This is a genomic window from Phaeobacter sp. G2, assembly GCA_025163595.1.
Lineage (GTDB): Bacteria > Pseudomonadota > Alphaproteobacteria > Rhodobacterales > Rhodobacteraceae > Pseudophaeobacter.
The window spans coordinates 1,405,054-1,423,483 of sequence record CP104100.1 but is presented as its reverse complement, the minus strand read 5'-3'; the positions used below and the strand labels follow the sequence as shown (position 1 = coordinate 1,423,483).

The window sequence follows — 18,430 nt, the reverse complement described above, 5'->3', positions numbered from 1 at the left end:
GAGAAAGGTCACACAATGCGCGCAGTATTTGGATTAGTCCTTATTGTCGGGGTCGCCCTCGCTGGCGGCGCTGTGATGATGGCAAAGAACTACATCTCCGCCTACCAGAACGAACTTGCCCGGGAACGCGCCAATCGTGGCGAAGTGATCCCAACCACAGACGTTTTTGTGGCCAACAGCCAGTTGAAATACGGCGAGCGGCTGACCAAAGACCTGGTGCGCAAGGTGCGTTGGCCCAGTGAATCTATCCCCGAAGGTGCCTTTACCTCGCTGGAAGCCCTGTTCCCCCCGGCCAATCCTGGTGATCTGCGGGTGGTGTTGCGGACCATGGAAAAGGATGAGGCCCTGCTGGCAGCCAAGCTGACCAATCCTGGTCAGGATGCCGGCATTACATCGCAGTTGCGCCGCGGCATGCGGGCTTTTGCCATCAGCGTTGATGTGTCCTCAGGTGTGTCTGGATTCCTGCGTCCCGGCGACCATGTGGATGTCTACTGGACCGGCAGCGTGCAGCATGGAGCAAATCGCGGCGGGCAAGAGATCACCCGGCTTATTGAACCCAGCATCGAATTGATTGCAGTGGACCAAAGCGCCAGCAGCGAAATCAACGGAGCCACAATTGCCCGCACGGTGACCGTAGCGGTGCAGCCAGAACAGGTGGCCGCATTGGCACAGGCCCAGACCACCGGGCGCCTGTCACTATCTTTGGTTGGCGCCGGTGATGACACTGTGGCTTCGGTTGTCGAAGTAAACCAGCGTAGTCTTCTGGGCCTTGGGGAGCAACTGGCGCCAGCGCCGGTCGAACAAAAACGGGTCTGCACCATCCGCACCCGCCGTGGCGCTGAAGTGGTGGAAATCCCGATCCCCTGCACCAACTAAGGCGCAGTGCAAGAAGCAGTGCCCAAACCAGCGACTTCCGGCCAGATCGTTTAGGCCTGTTGATTTGGGAAGGGCTGTGTTCTCAACCAATTAACCTCCAGCACCGGGCTGTCCTTTGGGATGGCCCGTTTTTTTCTGTTGCCGCTGCCCCACAGGGAAATAGCTGTAACTCTCCGCCAGAAGCCTTTGATTCTTGCAATAATTCGCAAATTGCCGCAGAGTGTAGCCAAACAACGGGCAAAAAGACCCGAAAATGAGGCGTGATCGGAAAGGCAGGTCACATGAGAATTCGTGGATTTATGGCGGCAGCTCTCACTGGGCTATCGTTGCTCTGTATGGCTGTGCCAGAGGCGTCTCTGGCCAATGGGTTGCGCGTGGTCAAACGCGGCACCTCTGTTACTTTGGATGTGCCGATGAACCGCGCCGTGGTGGTCGAAAGCGATGACCCCTTTGCCGAGCTGAGCATTGCCAACCCCAATATCGCCGATATCTCTTCGCTGTCCGACCGCACCATCTATGTGCTGGGGAAATCCCCCGGTCTGACCACCCTGACCCTGCTGGATGCCTCGGGCAAGCTGATCACCAATGTAAATGTACGGGTGGCTGCAGATGTCTCGGAGTTCAAACAACGCCTCCGCCAGATCCTGCCGGGTGAGCAAATCGAAGTGCGTACCGCAAACGACGGGATCGTTCTGTCCGGCAATGTCTCCAGTGCGGCACGTCTGCAACGTGCCCTGGATCTCGCCGAACGTTATGCCCCCGAACGGGTGAGCAACCTGATGAACGTCGGCGGTGTGCAGCAGGTCATGCTAAAGGTGCGCTTTGCTGAAATGCAGCGCTCCGTTTCCAAAGCCCTGCATTCCTCGGTTGCTCTCGGCGGCAGCAGTGGCACCTCTGGTGAAACCGGCCAATGGCTGCAAGGGACCAATGGGCTCGGCAATCCCGTCGAAGTCAAAAACGGCATTGCCGGGGCGCTTGCCTTTCAGTTCGGTGTCGGATCACTTCAGGTTGGCCTGTTGCTGGAAGCCCTGGAACGCAAAGGCGTGGTGCGCACCCTGGCAGAGCCAAACCTGTCTGCCCTCTCCGGGCAAGAGGCCAAATTCCTTGCCGGTGGCGAATATCCTATTCCCGTCGCCCAGGATGGCGGCACCGTCTCCATCGAGTTCAAACCCTTTGGTATCGAGTTGAACTTCGTTCCACGGGTCGTGGATGGCGATCTGATCAATCTTGAGCTCAAGGCCGCTGTTTCTGCGGTTGATACCAGTAACTCGATCACCGCAAATGGTCTTGACGTGGCCGCGTTCTCGCGCCGCGAAACATCGACCACAGTCGAGTTGCGTGACGGTGAGAGCTTTGCTGTTGCCGGGCTGGTGCAGGATGACTTTTTGGATCAGACCTCACAGGTGCCGTGGATTGGCGATGTTCCAGTGCTGGGCGCCCTGTTCCGCAGCGCCGATTATCAGCGTAATCAAACAGAGCTGGTGATTATTGTCAGCGCCCACCTGGTCACCCCCACCCGTGGCGAGGCCCTGAGCCTGCCAACCGACCGCATCAAACCCCCAAGTGAGTCCGAGCTCTTTCTCTTGGGCCGCACGGTTCATTCCCAAAAAGGCCCTGCCAGTGAAGTTGCCAAGCAAGACTTCAACGGCTCTTACGGCTATGTGATGGACTAAAGCAAAGGATGACCGGGAAAATGATCAAAAGCGTAGCGATCCTGGGGCTGTTCCTAAGCGCCACAGCCTGTAGCCACAATCAGGCGGGTGAACCGCTGGACAGCAGCCTGATGGGCGCAGCCACCGCCAATAACACGGCGATGATGCGCGGCGAAGGTGAATATGCCATTCAGCTGGCCGCACGGTTTGCCGAAGAAGTGCCAACCACTATCAATTTTGGCTTTAATGAGGCCCGCCTGGATGGTGAAGCCCGCGCGGTGCTGGATCGCCAAGCGGCATGGATCAAGCAATTCCCCGAAGTCCGCTTCCGGGTCTATGGCCACACGGATGCCGTTGGCGGCAATAGCTACAACAAACGGCTTGGCCTGCGCCGCGCCCGCGCTGCCGTCAATCACCTGGTGAGCCGTGGCATTGATCGCCGCCGCCTGGAGGCCATGGTGTCGCAGGGGGAAAGCCAGCCGCTGATCCTGACCCAGGAACCGGAGCGCCGCAATCGCCGCACCGTCACCGAAGTAAGCGGTTTCCTGAAACGCCACCCTTCGGTGCTGGATGGCAAATATGCGCAGATCGTCTATCGCGACTACGTCGAAAGCGCCGTTGTCCCCACAACACTGACCGCTGAGCAATCTCTGCCCACCGCTGGGGAATAATCTGGCCCTAACGGCCCGCCAAGTTCTTAGAGTTTTAGGAACCCTTAACAATTCCCAATAATTGGGGCTTTTTGGCCCCAATCTCGCCCAGATCTTCACCGACATTGATCCTCAGAAGCAGTCAGGCAATCCGTCGTTTGCCAGACCGCTTTGGAACCAAGAGGATGATGTCGATGAGCGGTGAAATGCCACAAACTGAAACAGCTGCCATTGTTGCCTGCACAATCAGCCGCGACGTGCAGAATTTCGACCTCTTGATTGAAGACATGGAAACAGCACTGGGCGAGGCCTGGGGCGATCTTGGGTTTAACGAAACCCTGGCCTTTTTTGCCCAGCCCGAAGCCGAGACCCTGGAATTTGTCGCCCTCGCAATGGACAGTGAAGATGAAGCCAACCTGGCGCAGATGGGCGAAATCATCACTCAGGCCAAGGCTCGCGACATCAAGGTGATTCTGATCGCCGAGGAAGTCAGCCCCGCCGCCCTGCACACCCTGCTGCGACAGGGGGCCGATGAGTTTATTCCCTATCCGCTGCCAGAGCGCGAATTGCAGGCCGCCATTGACCGGCTCAGCACACCCGAGCCCGAGCCAGCAGCGCAAAACAATCCACATGCTCTGCAACCGGATGCCCGCCGTGAAGGCGCGGTTATCGTCTGTCACGGCTTGGCCGGTGGCACTGGCTCGACCACGCTGGCTGTGAACCTCGCCTGGGAGCTCGCCGAGATGAGCAGCCAAAAGGCACCTTCGGTTTGCCTGCTGGACTTTGACATGCAGCAGGGGTCGATTTCGACCTATCTCGATCTGCCGCGCCGCGAGGTCGTGATGGAGATGTGGAGCGAAACCGAAGAGATGGATGCCGATATTTTTGGCCAGGCGCTACTGCCCTTTGAGGAAAAACTGCAGGTTCTGACTGCGCCCAGTGACATGATCCCGCTGGAATTCATCTCAGTGGAAGACATCGAACGCGTAGTGGAAATGGCCCGCAGCCATTTTGATTTTGTCATCATCGACATGCCCCATACGCTGGTGCAGTGGTCGGAAACCATTTTGCAGATGGCCCATGTCTATTTTGCCCTGATCGAGCTGGACATGCGCTCGGCCCAGAACGCCCTGCGCCTGAAACGGGCCCTGCAATCCGAAGGCCTGCCCTTTGACAAACTGCGCTTTGCCCTGAACCGGGCACCAAAATTCACCGACCTCAGCGGCAAAAGCCGGGTCAAACGCATGGCCGAAAGCCTTGGCATCTCGATTGATCTGCAACTGCCCGATGGTGGCAAACCAATCACCCAAAGCTGCGATCACGGGCTGCCACTGGCAACATCAAACGCCAAGAACCCCCTGCGCAAGGAAATCGCCAAACTGGCGCGTTCCCTGCACGACTTGGGGGCCAGCGAGGCCGAGGCAGCAGCCTAGCCTCTACCGTCCCATTTTACTGAGTACCCGGGGGGTCTCTCATGTTTTCGAAGTACAAGAAACAACCATCCAAGCCAAAGGCCGCAGCACCGGTCGTCGAAGCTGCTGCAGCAGCGACGCCCAGCCCAGCTGCAAAACCCAGCCTGCGGCGTCCGATCACCCGCGTTGCTGCCGAAGCCTCCGCCCATGACAAGGAGCGCAAGCGCCAGGAACGTCTGAGCGAAATCAAGGTTCAGCTGCACCGCGATTTGCTGGAAAACCTCAACCTGGCTGCCCTGGAAACCGCCCCGGAAGCAGAGCTGCGCGGCGAAATTTCTGCCATTGCCGCTGAAATCCTTGAAGAAAAGGGTATCGTGCTCAACCGTGAAGACCGCATGACGCTCAACAAAGAGCTCTATGATGAGGTCACCGGCCTGGGCCCGCTTGAGACGCTTTTGCAGGATGAAACCGTCAGCGACATTCTGGTCAACGGCCCGCACCAGATTTTCATCGAACGCAGCGGTAAACTGCAGCTGAGCAACATCGCCTTCAAAGATGAAAAGCACCTGATGCGGATCATCGACAAGATTGTATCGGCTGTTGGCCGTCGTGTGGATGAGAGCAACCCTTATGTGGATGCCCGTCTGGCTGATGGTTCGCGATTCAACGCCATGGTGCCGCCGGTTGCGGTGGATGGCTCATTGGTGTCGATTCGGAAGTTCAAAAAAGACAAGCTGGGCATTGATGACCTGGTTGAATTTGGCGCCTTCACCGAAGAAATGGCCGCCTATCTTCAGGCTGCCGTTTCCACCCGGCTCAATGTGATTGTGTCAGGCGGGACCGGGTCTGGTAAAACCACCACGCTGAACGCGCTTTCGTCCTTTATTGATAACGCCGAACGTATTCTGACGATCGAGGATACTGCGGAACTTCAGCTGCAACAGACCCATGTGGGACGGATGGAAAGCCGCCCGCCCAATGTTGAGGGCAAAGGCGAAGTCTCGCCGCGGGATTGTCTGAAAAACGCCCTGCGGATGCGTCCGGACCGGATCATCGTCGGGGAAACCCGTGGTGAAGAAGTCATCGACATGTTGCAGGCGATGAACACCGGCCACGATGGATCCATGACCACAATCCACGCCAACTCGGCGCGCGATGGCATTTCCCGACTGGAAAACATGATCGCCATGGCCGGCATGGAAATGCCGATCAAGGCGGTGCGCAGTCAGATCTCTTCGGCGGTGAACGTCATTGTACAGGCCTCGCGTCTGCAGGATGGCTCGCGTCGGATGACCTCGATCACCGAAATCACCGGCATGGAGGGCGATGTGATCTCGATGCAGGAACTGTTCCGCTTTCAGCGTGTCGGGCTGACCCCCGACAACAAGATCATCGGCCATTTCACCGCCACCGGCGTGCGCAGCCACTATTCCGAGCGCTTCCGTCTTTGGGGCTATGACCTGCCATCTTCAATTTATGAACCCAGCCAAGTGGAGGTCTGAAGATGCAACTGAGTGCAGAACCGGTCATCTATATCCTGATCTTTGTCGGTGTGGTGGTGCTGGTCGAGGGCATCTATCTGGTAGCCTTTGGCAAATCCATCCGGCTGAACAATCAGGTCAATCGCCGTCTGGAAATGATGGAAAAGGGCAGCAGCCGCGAACAAGTGTTGGAGCAGCTGCGCAAGGAACTGGGCCAGCATGGCAAATCCAAGACCATCCCGCTCTATTCCATTCTTGCCGAAAAGGCGCAAAAGGCGGCCATCGCCTTTAGTCCCAAACAGCTGATGATGATCATGGCAGGGGTCGCCACCCTTGCCTTTTTTGGCCTCAGCATCGGTACCAATACCCCCCTGCCCCTGCGGGTTCTGGCCGCGATCGTCATGGGTGTGGGCGGTGTGTTTTTCTGGGTCAACCGGAAGGCCAGCAAACGCATGGCGATGATCGAAGAGCAACTGCCAGATGCGGTGGAGCTGATGGTGCGCAGCCTGCGGGTGGGCCACCCGTTCAACTCGACCGTGCAAATCGTCGCGCATGAAATCGAAGATCCCCTGGCCACCGAATTTGGCATCATTGCCGATGAAAGCGCCTATGGGCGGGATGTTGGCGAAGCGCTGAAAGAAATGGCCGAACGGCTCGATATTCAGGATCTGCGCTTTTTGTCCGTTGCGGTGACCATTCAGCAACAATCAGGCGGCAACCTGGCTGAGGTTCTGGCCGGTCTGGCCAAGGTTATCCGGGCCCGGTTCCGATTGTTTCGCCGGGTCAAGGCCATCACCGCCGAGGCACAATGGTCCGGTAAATTCCTCTCGGCCTTCCCGCTGCTGGCCCTAATGGTCACCCTGCTCCGGGATCCTACCTATTACGACGAAGTGATGGGGCACCCTTGGTTCATTCCAGCCTGTTTCTTTGTCGGCATCATGTTGACGGTGAACCTGTTTGTGATGCGCCACCTAACCAACATCAAAGTGTGAGGAGGAGACCATGAGCATCTTTGCCAATATCGAAACCTATCTCACGGATCAGTTTGGTGCCTTTGGTCCGCTGCTGGTGCTGGGCCTTTTGGGCCTGCTGATGGTGGTCATTGCAGCGCTTCTGCTGCTCAACCAGCCCGAAGATCCACTGAAGAAACTGCAACGGGACCTGTCCACGGACAGCCGGAAAACACCGCAGAAAGAACGCCTGCGTCAGCACAACCGCAACGAACAGTTGCAGAAATTTGCCAGTTTCCTGGAGCCCCAGAACGCCGAGGAACTGTCGGCGATGGAGCTGAAGCTGCGCCAGGCGGGGTATCACTCAAAGGATGCTGTGCGGATTTTTCACTTCGCCCAAATGGCCTTTGGCCTCATCGGGCTCGCTGCGGGTCTGTTCTATGTCTACGTGATGAACGCCGGTTTTGAATTCGAAACCCAGGCGCTGGTCATTCGGATCATTGGCCCAGGTGGCGCCGGCTATATGCTGCCCAGATATTGGGTCACCCGCCGCATTGCCGAACGCAAAGAAGAAATCGAATCCGGTTTCCCGGACTCTCTGGACATGATGCTCGTCTGCGTTGAGGCAGGTCAGTCACTGGATCAATCCATCGTCCGCGTCGCTTCCGAGCTCAAGGCCTCTTACCCGCAGCTTGCCTATGAATTCGACATTGTCGCCCATGAGATGAAGGCCGGTAAAGACAAGGAAAAGGTGCTGCGCGACATGGGCACCCGCTGTGGCGTGCAGGATATCTCCTCCTTTACCACCGTGATGATCCAATCTGCCGCCTTTGGCACCTCGATCGCCGAGGCACTGCGGGTCTATGCCGCGGAAATGCGGGACAAACGCGTGATGCGGGCCGAAGAGGCCGCAAATAAGTTGCCAGTGAAGATGACCCTTGCCACAATGATGCTGACGGTTCCACCGCTGCTGATCATTCTGGTTGGCCCATCGGTGCAGAACATCACCAATATGGGCAATGCAGGCAACTGATGATGACGAAATTCGAACGGGGTATCCCTGTTCGCCAATATGCACCGCGCGCCGCCGCCTTTGCTTTTGCATTGGTGGCGGTTGGCTGTTCTCCGGCGGGCCTCTCACAGAAAAATTCCAACAGCTGGGCACCAGGCATCGACAGCCGCCAAGAAGGGGAAGATCCGCTCGTGGTCGGCCACCGTTTGATGGCTGCCCAGGAATACGACCTCGCGCTGGATGCCTTTACCCGCGCCACATTGGACCATGGATTGACCCCGGAGATCCTGTCCAGCCTGGGCTCGGCCAATCTCGGTCTTGGCCGAATGGGTCAGGCCGAGGAGCTGCTACGGCGCGCGGTCAAACAGGCCCCCGACTGGGCCGAGCCCCATAACAACCTAGGCATAGTGCTGATGGAACGGGGCAAAACCGCTGAGGCGGTGCAGATCCTCAAGCGGGCCTTTGCGCTGAACAATGGCGAAAGTGACGCAATCCGGGATAATTTGCGCTTGGCTCTCGAAAAAAATGAAAACACCCCTCATAGTGACGGGCAAAGCACAGAAAACAACGCGTACAAGTTGGTGCAACAAGGCGGGGGAAGCTATGCGCTTCACAAAAACCCCGACCTATAGAGGCTGAGCAGAAAAAGGACGCAGGAACATGCGCCACGTATTTCTAGTATCTGCATGTCTGGCAGGCGCTCTTGCGCTGTCAGCCTGTGGTAAACAGGACGGTGAAGAAACCGTCGAACGCGCCCTTCAGGACGTAAATGTCATTGATGAAACCAATCTCAATGATGTGATGTTGACCGTGGCCGATCCTAATCAGGCGGTGACCTATTTCCGGGACAGTGTGAAAAACAACCCCGAACGGATCGATATGCAGCGTGGCCTGGCGATCTCTTTGATCCGGGCCAAGCGCAACACCGAGGCCGCCGCAGCCTGGAAAAAGGTTGTTGCCATGCCCGAGGTCACCAGTGAAGATCGTCTTGGGCTCGCGGACTCGTTGATCCGTATCGGCGATTGGGATCTGGCAAAAACCGCCCTGAATGCGATCCCCCCGACCCATGAAACCTACCAGCGCTATCGCCTGGAAGCCATGGTCGCCGATGCCAATCAGGAATGGAAACGCGCCGATAGCTTTTATGAAACCGCTGTTGGGCTCACCACCCGGCCTGCCAAGATCATGAACAACTGGGGCTATTCCAAGCTGACCCGTGGCGATTACAGCGAAGCAGAGCGTTTGTTTGGCGAAGCGATCCACCAGGACCAAAGCCTGTTCACCGCCAAGAACAACCTGGTTCTGGCCCGTGGCGCCCAGCGCAACTACGATCTGCCGGTGATCTCCATGACCCAGACAGAACAGGCCAAGTTGTTGCACACACTGGCACTTTCGGCAGTCAAACAGGGCGATGTCAAAATTGGCGAGGGCCTGTTGCGCCAAGCGGTTGCCACCCATCCGCAGTATTTTGAAGCCGCCGCCAAGGCGCTGAGCGCTTTGGAGAACAGCTGATCATGCAGCTTATGGCCGGATCGGCAGAGGTGGCGCGTTGGTTTTTGCCCTTTGTGTTGCCGCTGTGTTTTGCCGCTGCCTACACCGACCTGTCGACGATGCGCATTCCCAATTGGATCAATGACATCCTGGGCGCGGTCTATGTGATCCTGGGGCTGTTTATCATGCCGACCTGGGCCGACTATGGCTGGCAGCTGCTGCATCTGCCTATTGGCGTTGCCATCGGTTTTTTGTTTTTCTCGGCTGGCGTCATGGGCGGGGGAGACGCTAAATTCATCGGCGCTGCCGCGCCACTGGTGGTGCTGGCCGATCTCCCTGCCCTGATCATGATCTATGCAGCCAACCTGCTGGCGGCCTTTGCCACCCATAGATTGGCCAAACACACTCCGCTCAGCCGCCTGGCGCCGCAATGGCAAAGCTGGAGTGTCGGCAAGAACTTCCCCATGGGCTTTTGCCTTGGCGGCACCCTGGCGATCTATCTGACCCTGGTGGCATTCTTTGGACAATAGTGCCGCCAGGGTTTCGAAAAATCTGCGCACCTAAAATCGCCAAGAGCGCGCGACGGAGCCTAAAAAAACGGGTTCAGGCGCAGATTTCGCAATGGCGTATCAGGTTCCAAAAGCAACCCGGTCATACCGGTGTGTCCCACCTGAAGCAGCAGCAGAAGGCATCTTTACGACGTTTCCAGCCTGGGTGTTAAACTTATCCACCTGCTGCGCCAGATTTGCCGCATCGTTTGCCAGAATTTGACTTGCTGCCGTCGTCTCTTCCACCATGGCTGCGTTTTGCTGCGTCACCGCATCCAGCTGACTTACACCGGTATTGATTTCTTCAAGTGTGATCGACTGTTCCTGTGCACCGCGAGCGATATTAGACACATGCCCGGAAATATTGCCGACATTCTCGATAATCGCATTCAGCTCAACCCCGGCTTTCCCAACCAGATCCACCCCTTGGCTCACATGATTGGAACTTTCTGAGATCAGCTGTTTGATTTCTCCAGCCGCCTCTGTGGATCGCTGCGCCAGCGCCCGAACTTCTGAGGCAACCACGGCAAAGCCACGTCCGGCGTCGCCTGCGCGGGCCGCTTCGACCCCGGCATTGAGCGCCAGAAGATTTGTCTGGAAGGAGATGTCATCAATGACTGAAATGATACGGGAAATTTTGTCCGAGGACCCCTGGATTTGATCCATGGCCACGATTGCGTCTTGCACAACCAAATTGCTGCCTTTGGCTGCCGCAGTTGCGTTGGCAACAATGTCTTCGACCTGTTTTGCGCCCTCAGCAGCAGAGCGTACGGTGGCTGTCAGTTCTTCAAGCGCAGCAGCGGTTTGTTCCAGGGTCGCCGCCTGGGTTTCGGTGCGGTTGGACAAGTCCGATGTTGATCCGTTGATTTCGTGAGCGGTGGAGGACACAGCCACAGACACGGATTTGACAGTATCCATGGCCTGTGAAAGCTGTTTCATTGCCTGGTTCAGCGAGCTACCCAGAACGCTCAGGTCTTCGATGCTCGATACCTGAACATGGTGTGCGAGATCCCCACTGGCCATTGCTGCCAAACCATTGGCGATGTCTTCGGTATCTTTTCTGCGTTGGGTCACATCCGTGGCGAGCTTGATAACGTAGTCGACAGTTCCGTCAGCGGCCAGAACAGGAGCGTAGGTCGCTTGGATCCAGATTTCATTTCCGCTCTTGGTCACCCTTGGAAACTGATCGGTGAAAAATTCACCCGCAGCGAGGTCTTTCCAGAAAGCGGCGTAGCTCTCTGTCTTGACGTACTCAGGGTCGACAAACATTGAATGGTGGTGGCCAACGATCTCATCCAGATCGTAGCCCAGCGCAGATAGAAAATTGTCATTTGCTTTCAGGATGGTTCCATCTGTTTTGAACTCAATAACCGCTTGAGTACGGTCGATGACCTCCATAAAGGATCGTTTCTCAGCCAGTTCCATGACTTCTGCGCGTCTTTTTGACCTGAACATTTTCATCAACCTTTTCCCAAGATAACAACGCTTTACAAATGAGCAGTATGTGAACACTGCGCTGAGAAGTTATTAACACTCCTTACTTCATCTCTGGGTAGCAATTTGGGCGTATTTGGCCCCTCTTTAGTATAGAAATGAGACCTGTTTCCCCTATTAAGTGCAACTAGGCCATGGCCAGAGCAGTACATTTTACGAATCACTTGGACAAAATAGACCTTTGCGAACCAACTACAGCCGAGGCCATTTTGGTTAATGTCAAGCTCTCCCATCCCTTGCACCATTGTGTTGTCGACAGAACCTCGGAACGCTGTATTCCCCCCCCCAGCCGCGCTGACGATGCCCCCTGAGGCTGGCTTCAGCTATTGGCTGCAATCCATTTCAAATCTGCCCTACTCCACCGCTAAATTGCTCTGGCTTTGCCTCAGTCTTGCCGCAGTGGTGAATAGACTGTTGCGCAAGCCCCCCCTGCCCTGTGCAGGCCCCGGCACCTTCGCGATCAGATGAGCAGGCCACCAGATGAACATGCAAAACAGCCCCGTCACTGCACCTCCGACCCCCAAGGGATTAGAGCAGATGCAGCTACCCATCGTGATGATGCGGGACATCCTGCTCAAGACGATTTTCCGTAAGAACGTCAATGTGGTCAGCGAAGTGGCCGAGGCGATCTGCCTGCCGATGCCGGTAACACAAGAGCTGATCGACATGGCCCGCGAGCAAAAACTGCTGGAGGCCACCGGCACGCTCAACGCCAATAGCGGTAACGAGATGGGCTATCAGCTGACCGATGCGGGCAAGGCGCGTGCACAGGACGCGCTGAGCCAATCAGAGTATTTTGGCGCCATGCCGGTGCCGCTGGATGTCTACCGCGAACAGATCAAACGCCAGTCGATCCGCAATATCATGGTGACACGGGATCAGCTGGTCAGCGCCATGGGCCATCTGGTGCTGCCCAACAGCCTGCTGGACCATCTGGGGCCCGCCGTCAGCGCTGGCCGCTCTATCCTGATGTATGGCCCGCCCGGCAACGGTAAATCCTCGATCTCCAACGGGATCCGCGATGCCCTGGGTGATCACGTCTATGTGCCGCGTGCTATTGAATATGCCGGTCAGGTGATCACCGTCTATGACCCAATCGTACATACCTTGATCGAAGAGGCGCCAGAGGATCCAAACGCCCTGCGCCGCCCCAAACGGTTTGACAGCCGCTATGTGAAATGTGAACGCCCCACGGTGATCACCGGCGGCGAGCTGACGCTGGATATGCTGGATCTGGTCTACAACCCAACGGCCCGCACCTATCAGGCGCCGCTGCAACTGAAATCCGCCGGTGGCATCTTCATCGTCGATGACCTTGGCCGCCAGGCGGAACCGCCGCAGACCTTGGTCAACCGCTGGATTGTGCCGCTGGAAGAAAACAAGGATATCCTCGCCCTGCAATCGGGGGAGAAATTTGAGGTGCCCTTTGACACCCTGGTGATCTTTTCCACCAACTTTCACCCCAATGAGATCTTTGACCAGGCGGCGCTGCGGCGGATTTTCTTCAAGATCAAGATCGACGGCCCAAGCCAGGAAAACTTCCTCAAGATCTTTGCCATGGTGGCGCGCAAACGCGGTATGCCCCTGGACGAGACCGCGCTGGTGCATTTGCTGAAAGCAAAATACCCGACCATCGACAATATCTACGCCAACTATCAGCCGATCTTCCTGATCGACCAGATGATTGCCATTTGTGAATTCGAAGGCATTCCCTATCAGATGTCACCAGACCTGATCGACCGCGCCTGGGCCAATATGTTTGTCAAAGACGAGCATATCGTCAAATGACGGTGACATCCTTGGCCCGTCTCGGTGTTGCTTTGCTGGCAGGTCAGGCAACCCTTGGGGTCTCCTTTGCTTTGGCGGACAGCCACAGGCAAGCCCTGGCCGCCCAGGTGGAAGCCGCTGGCTTTCATGAGACCGCAGAGCGCCGACATGAAGTGCGCCTGCAGCACTGTAGCCTCACCACCTATGTCTATGAAGACTGGCAGGACCACGGCAAGGTCCTGTGGTCGTCTTTTCTGCTCAACCTGAAAGATCTGCAGCTGCAGGACCCAGACCGCGACGGACACCGCTCCGCCTGGATCCCCGATTATGGCGATGGAAAAGGCGCCGCCATCATGGTGTTCACCATGGCAAAAGGGTCTTTTGCCCGCCACGAAATGGCAATGCGCCGCACTCCCAAACCGCCCTATACCCCCTCCCCCAGAGAGGGGGCAGACAGCTATGTTTACAGGGACAAAACCAGTTTCTTTATTCTGCATGAGAAGCTGGAAAGCCCTGAAAAATCGAATACTTTCATATCTCTGCTTGAACAATACCGGCTCGAATACTGCTTTCCTGTTAGCTGAGCCCTGCCCCTGCAGCCATTTGGCAGCGCCGCTGCAGACTGCCGCAGAGCCGGGCCAAACGCCGCGCTGCAGCGGCCAAGGGGTGGTTATTCGCCCGCGGTAAACAACACATCAATCACCTGCATTTGCACCCCGCGCGCGCCACCGGTGAGCTCTGCCATGGTGGTGGTGCGATCGGCCTGCAGCCCTGCCGCCGCCAGCGCCTCCAGTCCCGCATCCAGCTGCTGGCCGCTCAGCGCGATGACCGTGGCAACATCCGACTGCGCCACCGCCTGCATGAGATGGCGCACCGGGCTTCCATCGCTGGAAACCGGCCAGAAGGACAGCGCCAGAACCACCACCCCCAGCCCGATGATGCCCTGGCCGATGGGACGTTTCAGATAGCTGGTAAAGGGGCGCCAGTTCAGCACCAGATGCGCCAGTACGCCCCCCACCATCAGCCAGCCGCCCCATTCATGCAGCAGTTTGTTCAACGTGCTATCCAGATGAAAGAACATCAAAATCCCCGTCATCCCCATAACAAGGAAGGTTGCGACGGTCAGTGGCGTGGCCCATGTGCGTAACGCAGACATCATAAAGCTCCTGTATTTGACTTGCTTTATATCTGAACGCAGCGCCACCAGGTTTCCGTCGCGCCTCCTTGCCAGAATGGCGCACAATCTGCCGTGCCGTCTGGGGTCTCTGTCTTAATCCGGTGCCATTCCGGCCCAAAGGGATATTGACTACTGCCTGACCTTTGGGCGGCACAGCACTTGCCGCCTCAGCTGCCGCAGGCCCCGTCGCTATTCAGCGGCGTCCGCGCCCCTGGGGGCCAGTCTATCCTCCAAGGGAATTTCTGTCAGAAACAGCGAAATCAAGCAGGCGAGGCAGGCCATCACTGCCGCCGCCCAGAACAGAGGATGCAAAGCCTGTGCGATGCCACTCACCACCATCTCGCGCAGCTCAGGCGGCATTGCGGCAATGGCATCCTTGCTGAGACTGCGCGGATTTACCCCGCCAAGCGCGCCGCCAAGCTCCCGCGTTAGACCTGCGGCAAAGACTGCACCAAACACTGCTGTGCCCACCGAGCCGCCGATCATGCGAAACATATTGGCGCTTGCCGTGCCCACCCCCACCATGGAGACAGGGACTGCGTTCTGGATTGCCGTCACCCCGACTGCCATCACAGGTCCAATCCCCAGCCCGGTCAGAACCATGGAGACGGCGATCCACCAATCAGCCGTCTGGGTGGTCATCTGCGCAAAAGAGGCCATGGCTACGGCCAGCACCAGCGTAGACACTGTTGGCATCCGGCGATACCGCCCGGTCCGCACCATGATGCGCCCCGAAATAGTCGAGCCCAGAATGATGCCGATCATCATCGGGAAGGTGAACATGCCCGACAGCGCCGGCGACATGCCCTTGACCACCTGCATGAAGAAGGGGACAAAAACAATCGTCCCGAACATCGCAGAGCCGACAATCAACCCCACTGCGTTTGACACCAGGAAGGTGTTGATCCGAAACAGCCCAAGGGGCAAAATCGGCTCTGCCGCGCGTGTCTCGATCACCGCAAAGGCCAGCAACGCCACAGCTGTCGCCAGCAACAGCCCCAGCATCTCGGCACTGTTCCAGGCCAGAACGCTGCCCCCCAGGCTTGCCGAAATCACCGCCAACGACAGCAGCAGGGCCAGGCTCAGCCCTCCCGCGTAGTCAATTGAGGGACGCCGACCAGTCGGCACCGAGGTCAGGGAGCGCGAAAGCACCACAAAAGCAGCCAGCCCCAGGGGCAAGTTCAACAGAAACAGCCACTCCCAGGCAAAATGCTGCACGATAAAGCCCCCGGCCAAAGGCCCCACCACGGTGGAGGCTGCAAAAACGCCGCCCAGAAGCCCCTGATAGCGGCCCCGCTCCCGCGCCGGCACCATATCGGCCACGGTGGCCATCGACACCACGATCAAACCGCCGCCGCCAATCCCCTGTACGAACCGCCCTGCGACCAGCGCCCACAGGTTGGGCGCCAGCGCGCAAATCAACGACCCCAGCAAAAACACCGCAATGCCGCCCTGCATCACCGGTTTACGCCCAAACAGATCGCCCAGCTTGCCGCAGATGGGCGCCCCCACCGTTGCCGCCATCAGATAGGCCGTAATCACCCAGGTAATCTGCGCCAGCCCACCCAGCTCACTGAGGATAGTTGGCAGCGCGGTGGTCACCACGGTCTGCCCCAGCGAAGCAATAAACAGAACCGAAGCGATGGCTCCGATCATCAGTTTCAGCTCCCGGTCATCCAGGGGCGCGGGAGGACTTGGGATTGGTCCGTTCACATGATAATCCTTGCTCTGGCCGTGGACTGGAAAGATGCCATCCCAACGGACTGCTTGCGATCTGTCCTGCAACGGCTCATCTGTTGGTAGCAGATGTATGTTATTAGCAATTACATGTCAACAGCATGTAATTTTCACATGACGATCCCAGCGGGCGTCAGCAACCGGGAGGGCGGAGCTATAGGCGGACGCGACACTGAACTGACGCAATTTCTGGAACAGGCCGGAATTGACAGCCGGACCGGAACAGCCGCACTGGAGGTCGATGGCGTCCTGCAGCAGTGGCGGCGCCGGGTGAACAAGCGCGAACTGGGCGCGGCGGCCCTGGCGGCCTTTGGGCTGGACGATGAAATCGATCTGGCGCAGCTGGATGTAATGATGGCGATCTGGGCCCCGGCCAGCGCCTTTGGCGGCGACGACGAAACCGAAGAGGTAATGGTGGCCACCATCGCCACCCGCCTGCGCATAGACCCCTCGCGCGCCTCGCGCGTTGTCAGTGACCTGATCGCGCGCGGGCTGGCCAGGCGCACCGCCAGCCAGCGCGATGCCCGCCGCACTCTGGTAGAGCTGACAGACCGTGGGACTGCCATCATCGAGGCTGTGCGCCGCTTCAAGTTTCTGATCCTTGGGGAATTCCTATCCGGCTGGAGCGAGGAAGAGCTCGCGCTGTTTGTGCCGCTGTTCGAACGCTTCGCCGCATGGACGGAAGAGGCCGGCCCCATTGGCCGAACCCGGTTCCCGGAGGAAATCAAGGCCATCGCCGAGCAGCTTGCCAAGGATCCCGACACCACCTGACAACCTGCCGTAGCCCGCAGCCCAGGAGCGGGTCACGATGCGTAAGACAATGCCCCTGCTGTCACCCTGCGGCTATGCAGGGCTGCACCGCCCGCAGGCCATTGCGCGCTTGATCGGCACGCAGCGTCACCCGCGCAAGCGCCCTGTCCTGCTTTAGGCTTGGCGTCTGAACATTCACGACTTGCAACAAAAGGACCCGCCTTTGGAACAGCGCATTCGCGACAGCTTTGCCCGTCAGAGCATGATGGAAACCCTCGGGGCCAGTCTCAGCAGCATTGCCCCCGGAGAGGTGGTGATCACAGCCCCCATCCTGGCCACCAGCCGTCAACAGCAGGGCTTTGCCCATGCCGCGCTGACCTTTGCCATAGGGGACAGCGCTGCGGGCTATTCGGCGCTCACCCTGTTGTCACCAGATCAGGAGGTGATGACAGCCGAGATCAAGGTCAATCTGCTGGCCCCCGGCGCCGGGGACTATCTGCGCGCTACGGGCCGGGTGATCAAACCCGGGCGCCGGCTTGTTGTGGTCAGCGCCGAGGTGCATGCCGTCACTGGCCAGCAGGAGAAACTCATCGCCGTGCTGCAAGGCACCATGATACCGGTTGAGCCCTAAGCGAGGGCTCTAGAAAAGCCCCGCCGCCTGCGCGGCCTCTTTGTAGCTGCGGCTAACCGGCACCTGCTGCCCATCCGCCATCTTGAGAAAGTCACGGCCCTTTTGGCGGCTGTGCCCGCGCACCTGCGCGCAGCTGACCCAATGGGAGCGATGCACCCGCACCCCAACCTCAGCCAGTTCGTCAGCGGCATCGCCAAGGCGCAACAACAGGGTGTCGCGGCCTTGGTCGGTGACCACCAGTAAATAGTGATCCTGCGCCTCCAGCCGGATCAAAGCGCCGCGTTTTTCCAGTGGCAAACGGCGCTGGAACAGAACCGCCGGGTCAGGTTCACAATCAGCACCGGGATCAGGCGGCGCCGCCGGGTTGTCGGGCTCAGCTGTCGGCGGCACCACCGGCGGCGCAACCGGCTGGGCATAGCTGCGGGCCAGGAAAACCGCCGCCTCAATCATCAAAACAACACTCAGCGTCACCAGGGCCAAAAAGCCAAAATCGGACCAGCCGCCCCAGTTTGCAAAGATCACCATATTCATGCCGTGGGCAATCGCCGCCAGCGCCAACCCATAGGGCAGCTGGCTGGCAAAGCGCAGGATCTGTGGCCGACCGCGCAACAGATGCAATTGCAACCGGGTCAGACAGATCGACAGGCCCACAATCACGGCCCAATATCCAAGGCGCCCCCCAAACCCCAGGCCTTCAAAGGTGCCAAAGGGTCCGGCCGAGGCGGCAAAAATCGTCACCAGGACCCAGAGCAAAAGCAGCCAAACTGTCATCGGTTGTTGGCGCATCGTGAATGACATTTCC

General features: G+C 58.2%; 18 protein-coding genes. 14 read left to right on the top strand and 4 right to left on the bottom strand.

Going from position 1 to position 18,430, the window contains the following annotated elements; genetic code table 11:
- Positions 1–15 precede the first annotated feature (15 nt).
- The 10 genes from cpaB to N1037_06770 all read left to right on the top strand — a co-directional run bounded on the left by cpaB (position 16) and on the right by N1037_06770 (position 10,054).
- Entirely contained in the window at positions 16–876 is an 861-nt protein-coding gene (cpaB, locus tag N1037_06815; protein ID UWS80721.1) for a Flp pilus assembly protein CpaB, read from the top strand.
- A gap of 281 nt (positions 877–1,157) precedes the next feature.
- Positions 1,158–2,549 carry a type II and III secretion system protein family protein gene (locus N1037_06810; GenBank protein ID UWS80720.1) on the top strand — a complete coding sequence of 464 codons (1,392 nt, stop codon included), beginning with the start codon at positions 1,158–1,160 and terminating at the stop codon, positions 2,547–2,549.
- Positions 2,550–2,569: 20 nt separating this feature from the next.
- Positions 2,570–3,199, top strand: a complete 630-nt coding sequence (locus N1037_06805) for an OmpA family protein (protein UWS80719.1) — start codon at positions 2,570–2,572, stop codon at positions 3,197–3,199.
- Positions 3,200–3,372: 173 nt separating this feature from the next.
- Entirely contained in the window at positions 3,373–4,611 is a 1,239-nt protein-coding gene (locus N1037_06800) for an AAA family ATPase (protein UWS80718.1), read from the top strand.
- A gap of 41 nt (positions 4,612–4,652) precedes the next feature.
- Positions 4,653–6,092, top strand: coding sequence for a CpaF family protein (locus N1037_06795; GenBank protein ID UWS80717.1), 1,440 nt, complete (start codon positions 4,653–4,655; stop codon positions 6,090–6,092).
- Between the two features lie 2 nt (positions 6,093–6,094).
- Entirely contained in the window at positions 6,095–7,063 is a 969-nt protein-coding gene (locus tag N1037_06790) for a type II secretion system F family protein (GenBank protein ID UWS80716.1), read from the top strand.
- Between the two features lie 10 nt (positions 7,064–7,073).
- On the top strand, positions 7,074–8,054 hold the full coding sequence (locus N1037_06785) for a type II secretion system F family protein (GenBank protein UWS80715.1): 981 nt from the start codon (positions 7,074–7,076) through the stop codon (positions 8,052–8,054).
- 2 nt (positions 8,055–8,056) lie between these two features.
- A complete protein-coding gene (locus tag N1037_06780; protein ID UWS80714.1) occupies positions 8,057–8,665 on the top strand; it encodes a tetratricopeptide repeat protein in 609 nt (202 codons plus the stop codon).
- 28 nt (positions 8,666–8,693) lie between these two features.
- Positions 8,694–9,545: a hypothetical protein gene (locus N1037_06775; GenBank protein UWS80713.1), complete on the top strand. Its 852-nt coding sequence runs from the start codon at positions 8,694–8,696 to the stop codon at positions 9,543–9,545.
- A gap of 2 nt (positions 9,546–9,547) precedes the next feature.
- On the top strand, positions 9,548–10,054 hold the full coding sequence (locus N1037_06770; protein ID UWS80712.1) for a prepilin peptidase: 507 nt from the start codon (positions 9,548–9,550) through the stop codon (positions 10,052–10,054).
- Positions 10,055–10,153: 99 nt separating this feature from the next.
- Here N1037_06770 and N1037_06765 read toward each other — a convergent pair whose 3' ends face one another.
- Positions 10,154–11,497 carry a methyl-accepting chemotaxis protein gene (locus tag N1037_06765; protein UWS80711.1) on the bottom strand — a complete coding sequence of 448 codons (1,344 nt, stop codon included), beginning with the start codon at positions 11,495–11,497 and terminating at the stop codon, positions 10,154–10,156.
- A 549-nt stretch (positions 11,498–12,046) separates the two neighbouring features.
- Here N1037_06765 and N1037_06760 point away from each other — a divergent pair.
- Positions 12,047–13,354 carry an ATPase gene (locus N1037_06760; protein UWS80710.1) on the top strand — a complete coding sequence of 436 codons (1,308 nt, stop codon included), beginning with the start codon at positions 12,047–12,049 and terminating at the stop codon, positions 13,352–13,354.
- Positions 13,351–13,917: a hypothetical protein gene (locus N1037_06755; GenBank protein UWS80709.1), complete on the top strand. Its 567-nt coding sequence runs from the start codon at positions 13,351–13,353 to the stop codon at positions 13,915–13,917. Before N1037_06760 ends, N1037_06755 begins: the two co-directional genes overlap by 4 nt.
- Before the next feature lie 86 nt (positions 13,918–14,003).
- Here N1037_06755 and N1037_06750 read toward each other — a convergent pair whose 3' ends face one another.
- Positions 14,004–14,489, bottom strand: a complete 486-nt coding sequence (locus tag N1037_06750; protein ID UWS80708.1) for a DUF4405 domain-containing protein — start codon at positions 14,487–14,489, stop codon at positions 14,004–14,006.
- A gap of 210 nt (positions 14,490–14,699) precedes the next feature.
- Positions 14,700–16,223: an MFS transporter gene (locus N1037_06745; GenBank protein ID UWS80707.1), complete on the bottom strand. Its 1,524-nt coding sequence runs from the start codon at positions 16,221–16,223 to the stop codon at positions 14,700–14,702.
- Positions 16,224–16,361: 138 nt separating this feature from the next.
- On the opposite strand from N1037_06745, the gene N1037_06740 reads away from it, so the two are divergent.
- Entirely contained in the window at positions 16,362–17,018 is a 657-nt protein-coding gene (locus N1037_06740) for a MarR family transcriptional regulator (GenBank protein UWS80706.1), read from the top strand.
- A 202-nt stretch (positions 17,019–17,220) separates the two neighbouring features.
- A complete protein-coding gene (locus tag N1037_06735) occupies positions 17,221–17,628 on the top strand; it encodes a PaaI family thioesterase (protein UWS80705.1) in 408 nt (135 codons plus the stop codon).
- A gap of 9 nt (positions 17,629–17,637) precedes the next feature.
- Here N1037_06735 and N1037_06730 read toward each other — a convergent pair whose 3' ends face one another.
- The gene (locus tag N1037_06730; GenBank protein UWS80704.1) at positions 17,638–18,399 is read right to left on the bottom strand and encodes a LytTR family transcriptional regulator; all 762 of its coding nucleotides are present in this window, start codon (positions 18,397–18,399) and stop codon (positions 17,638–17,640) included.
- Positions 18,400–18,430: the final 31 nt, after the last annotated feature.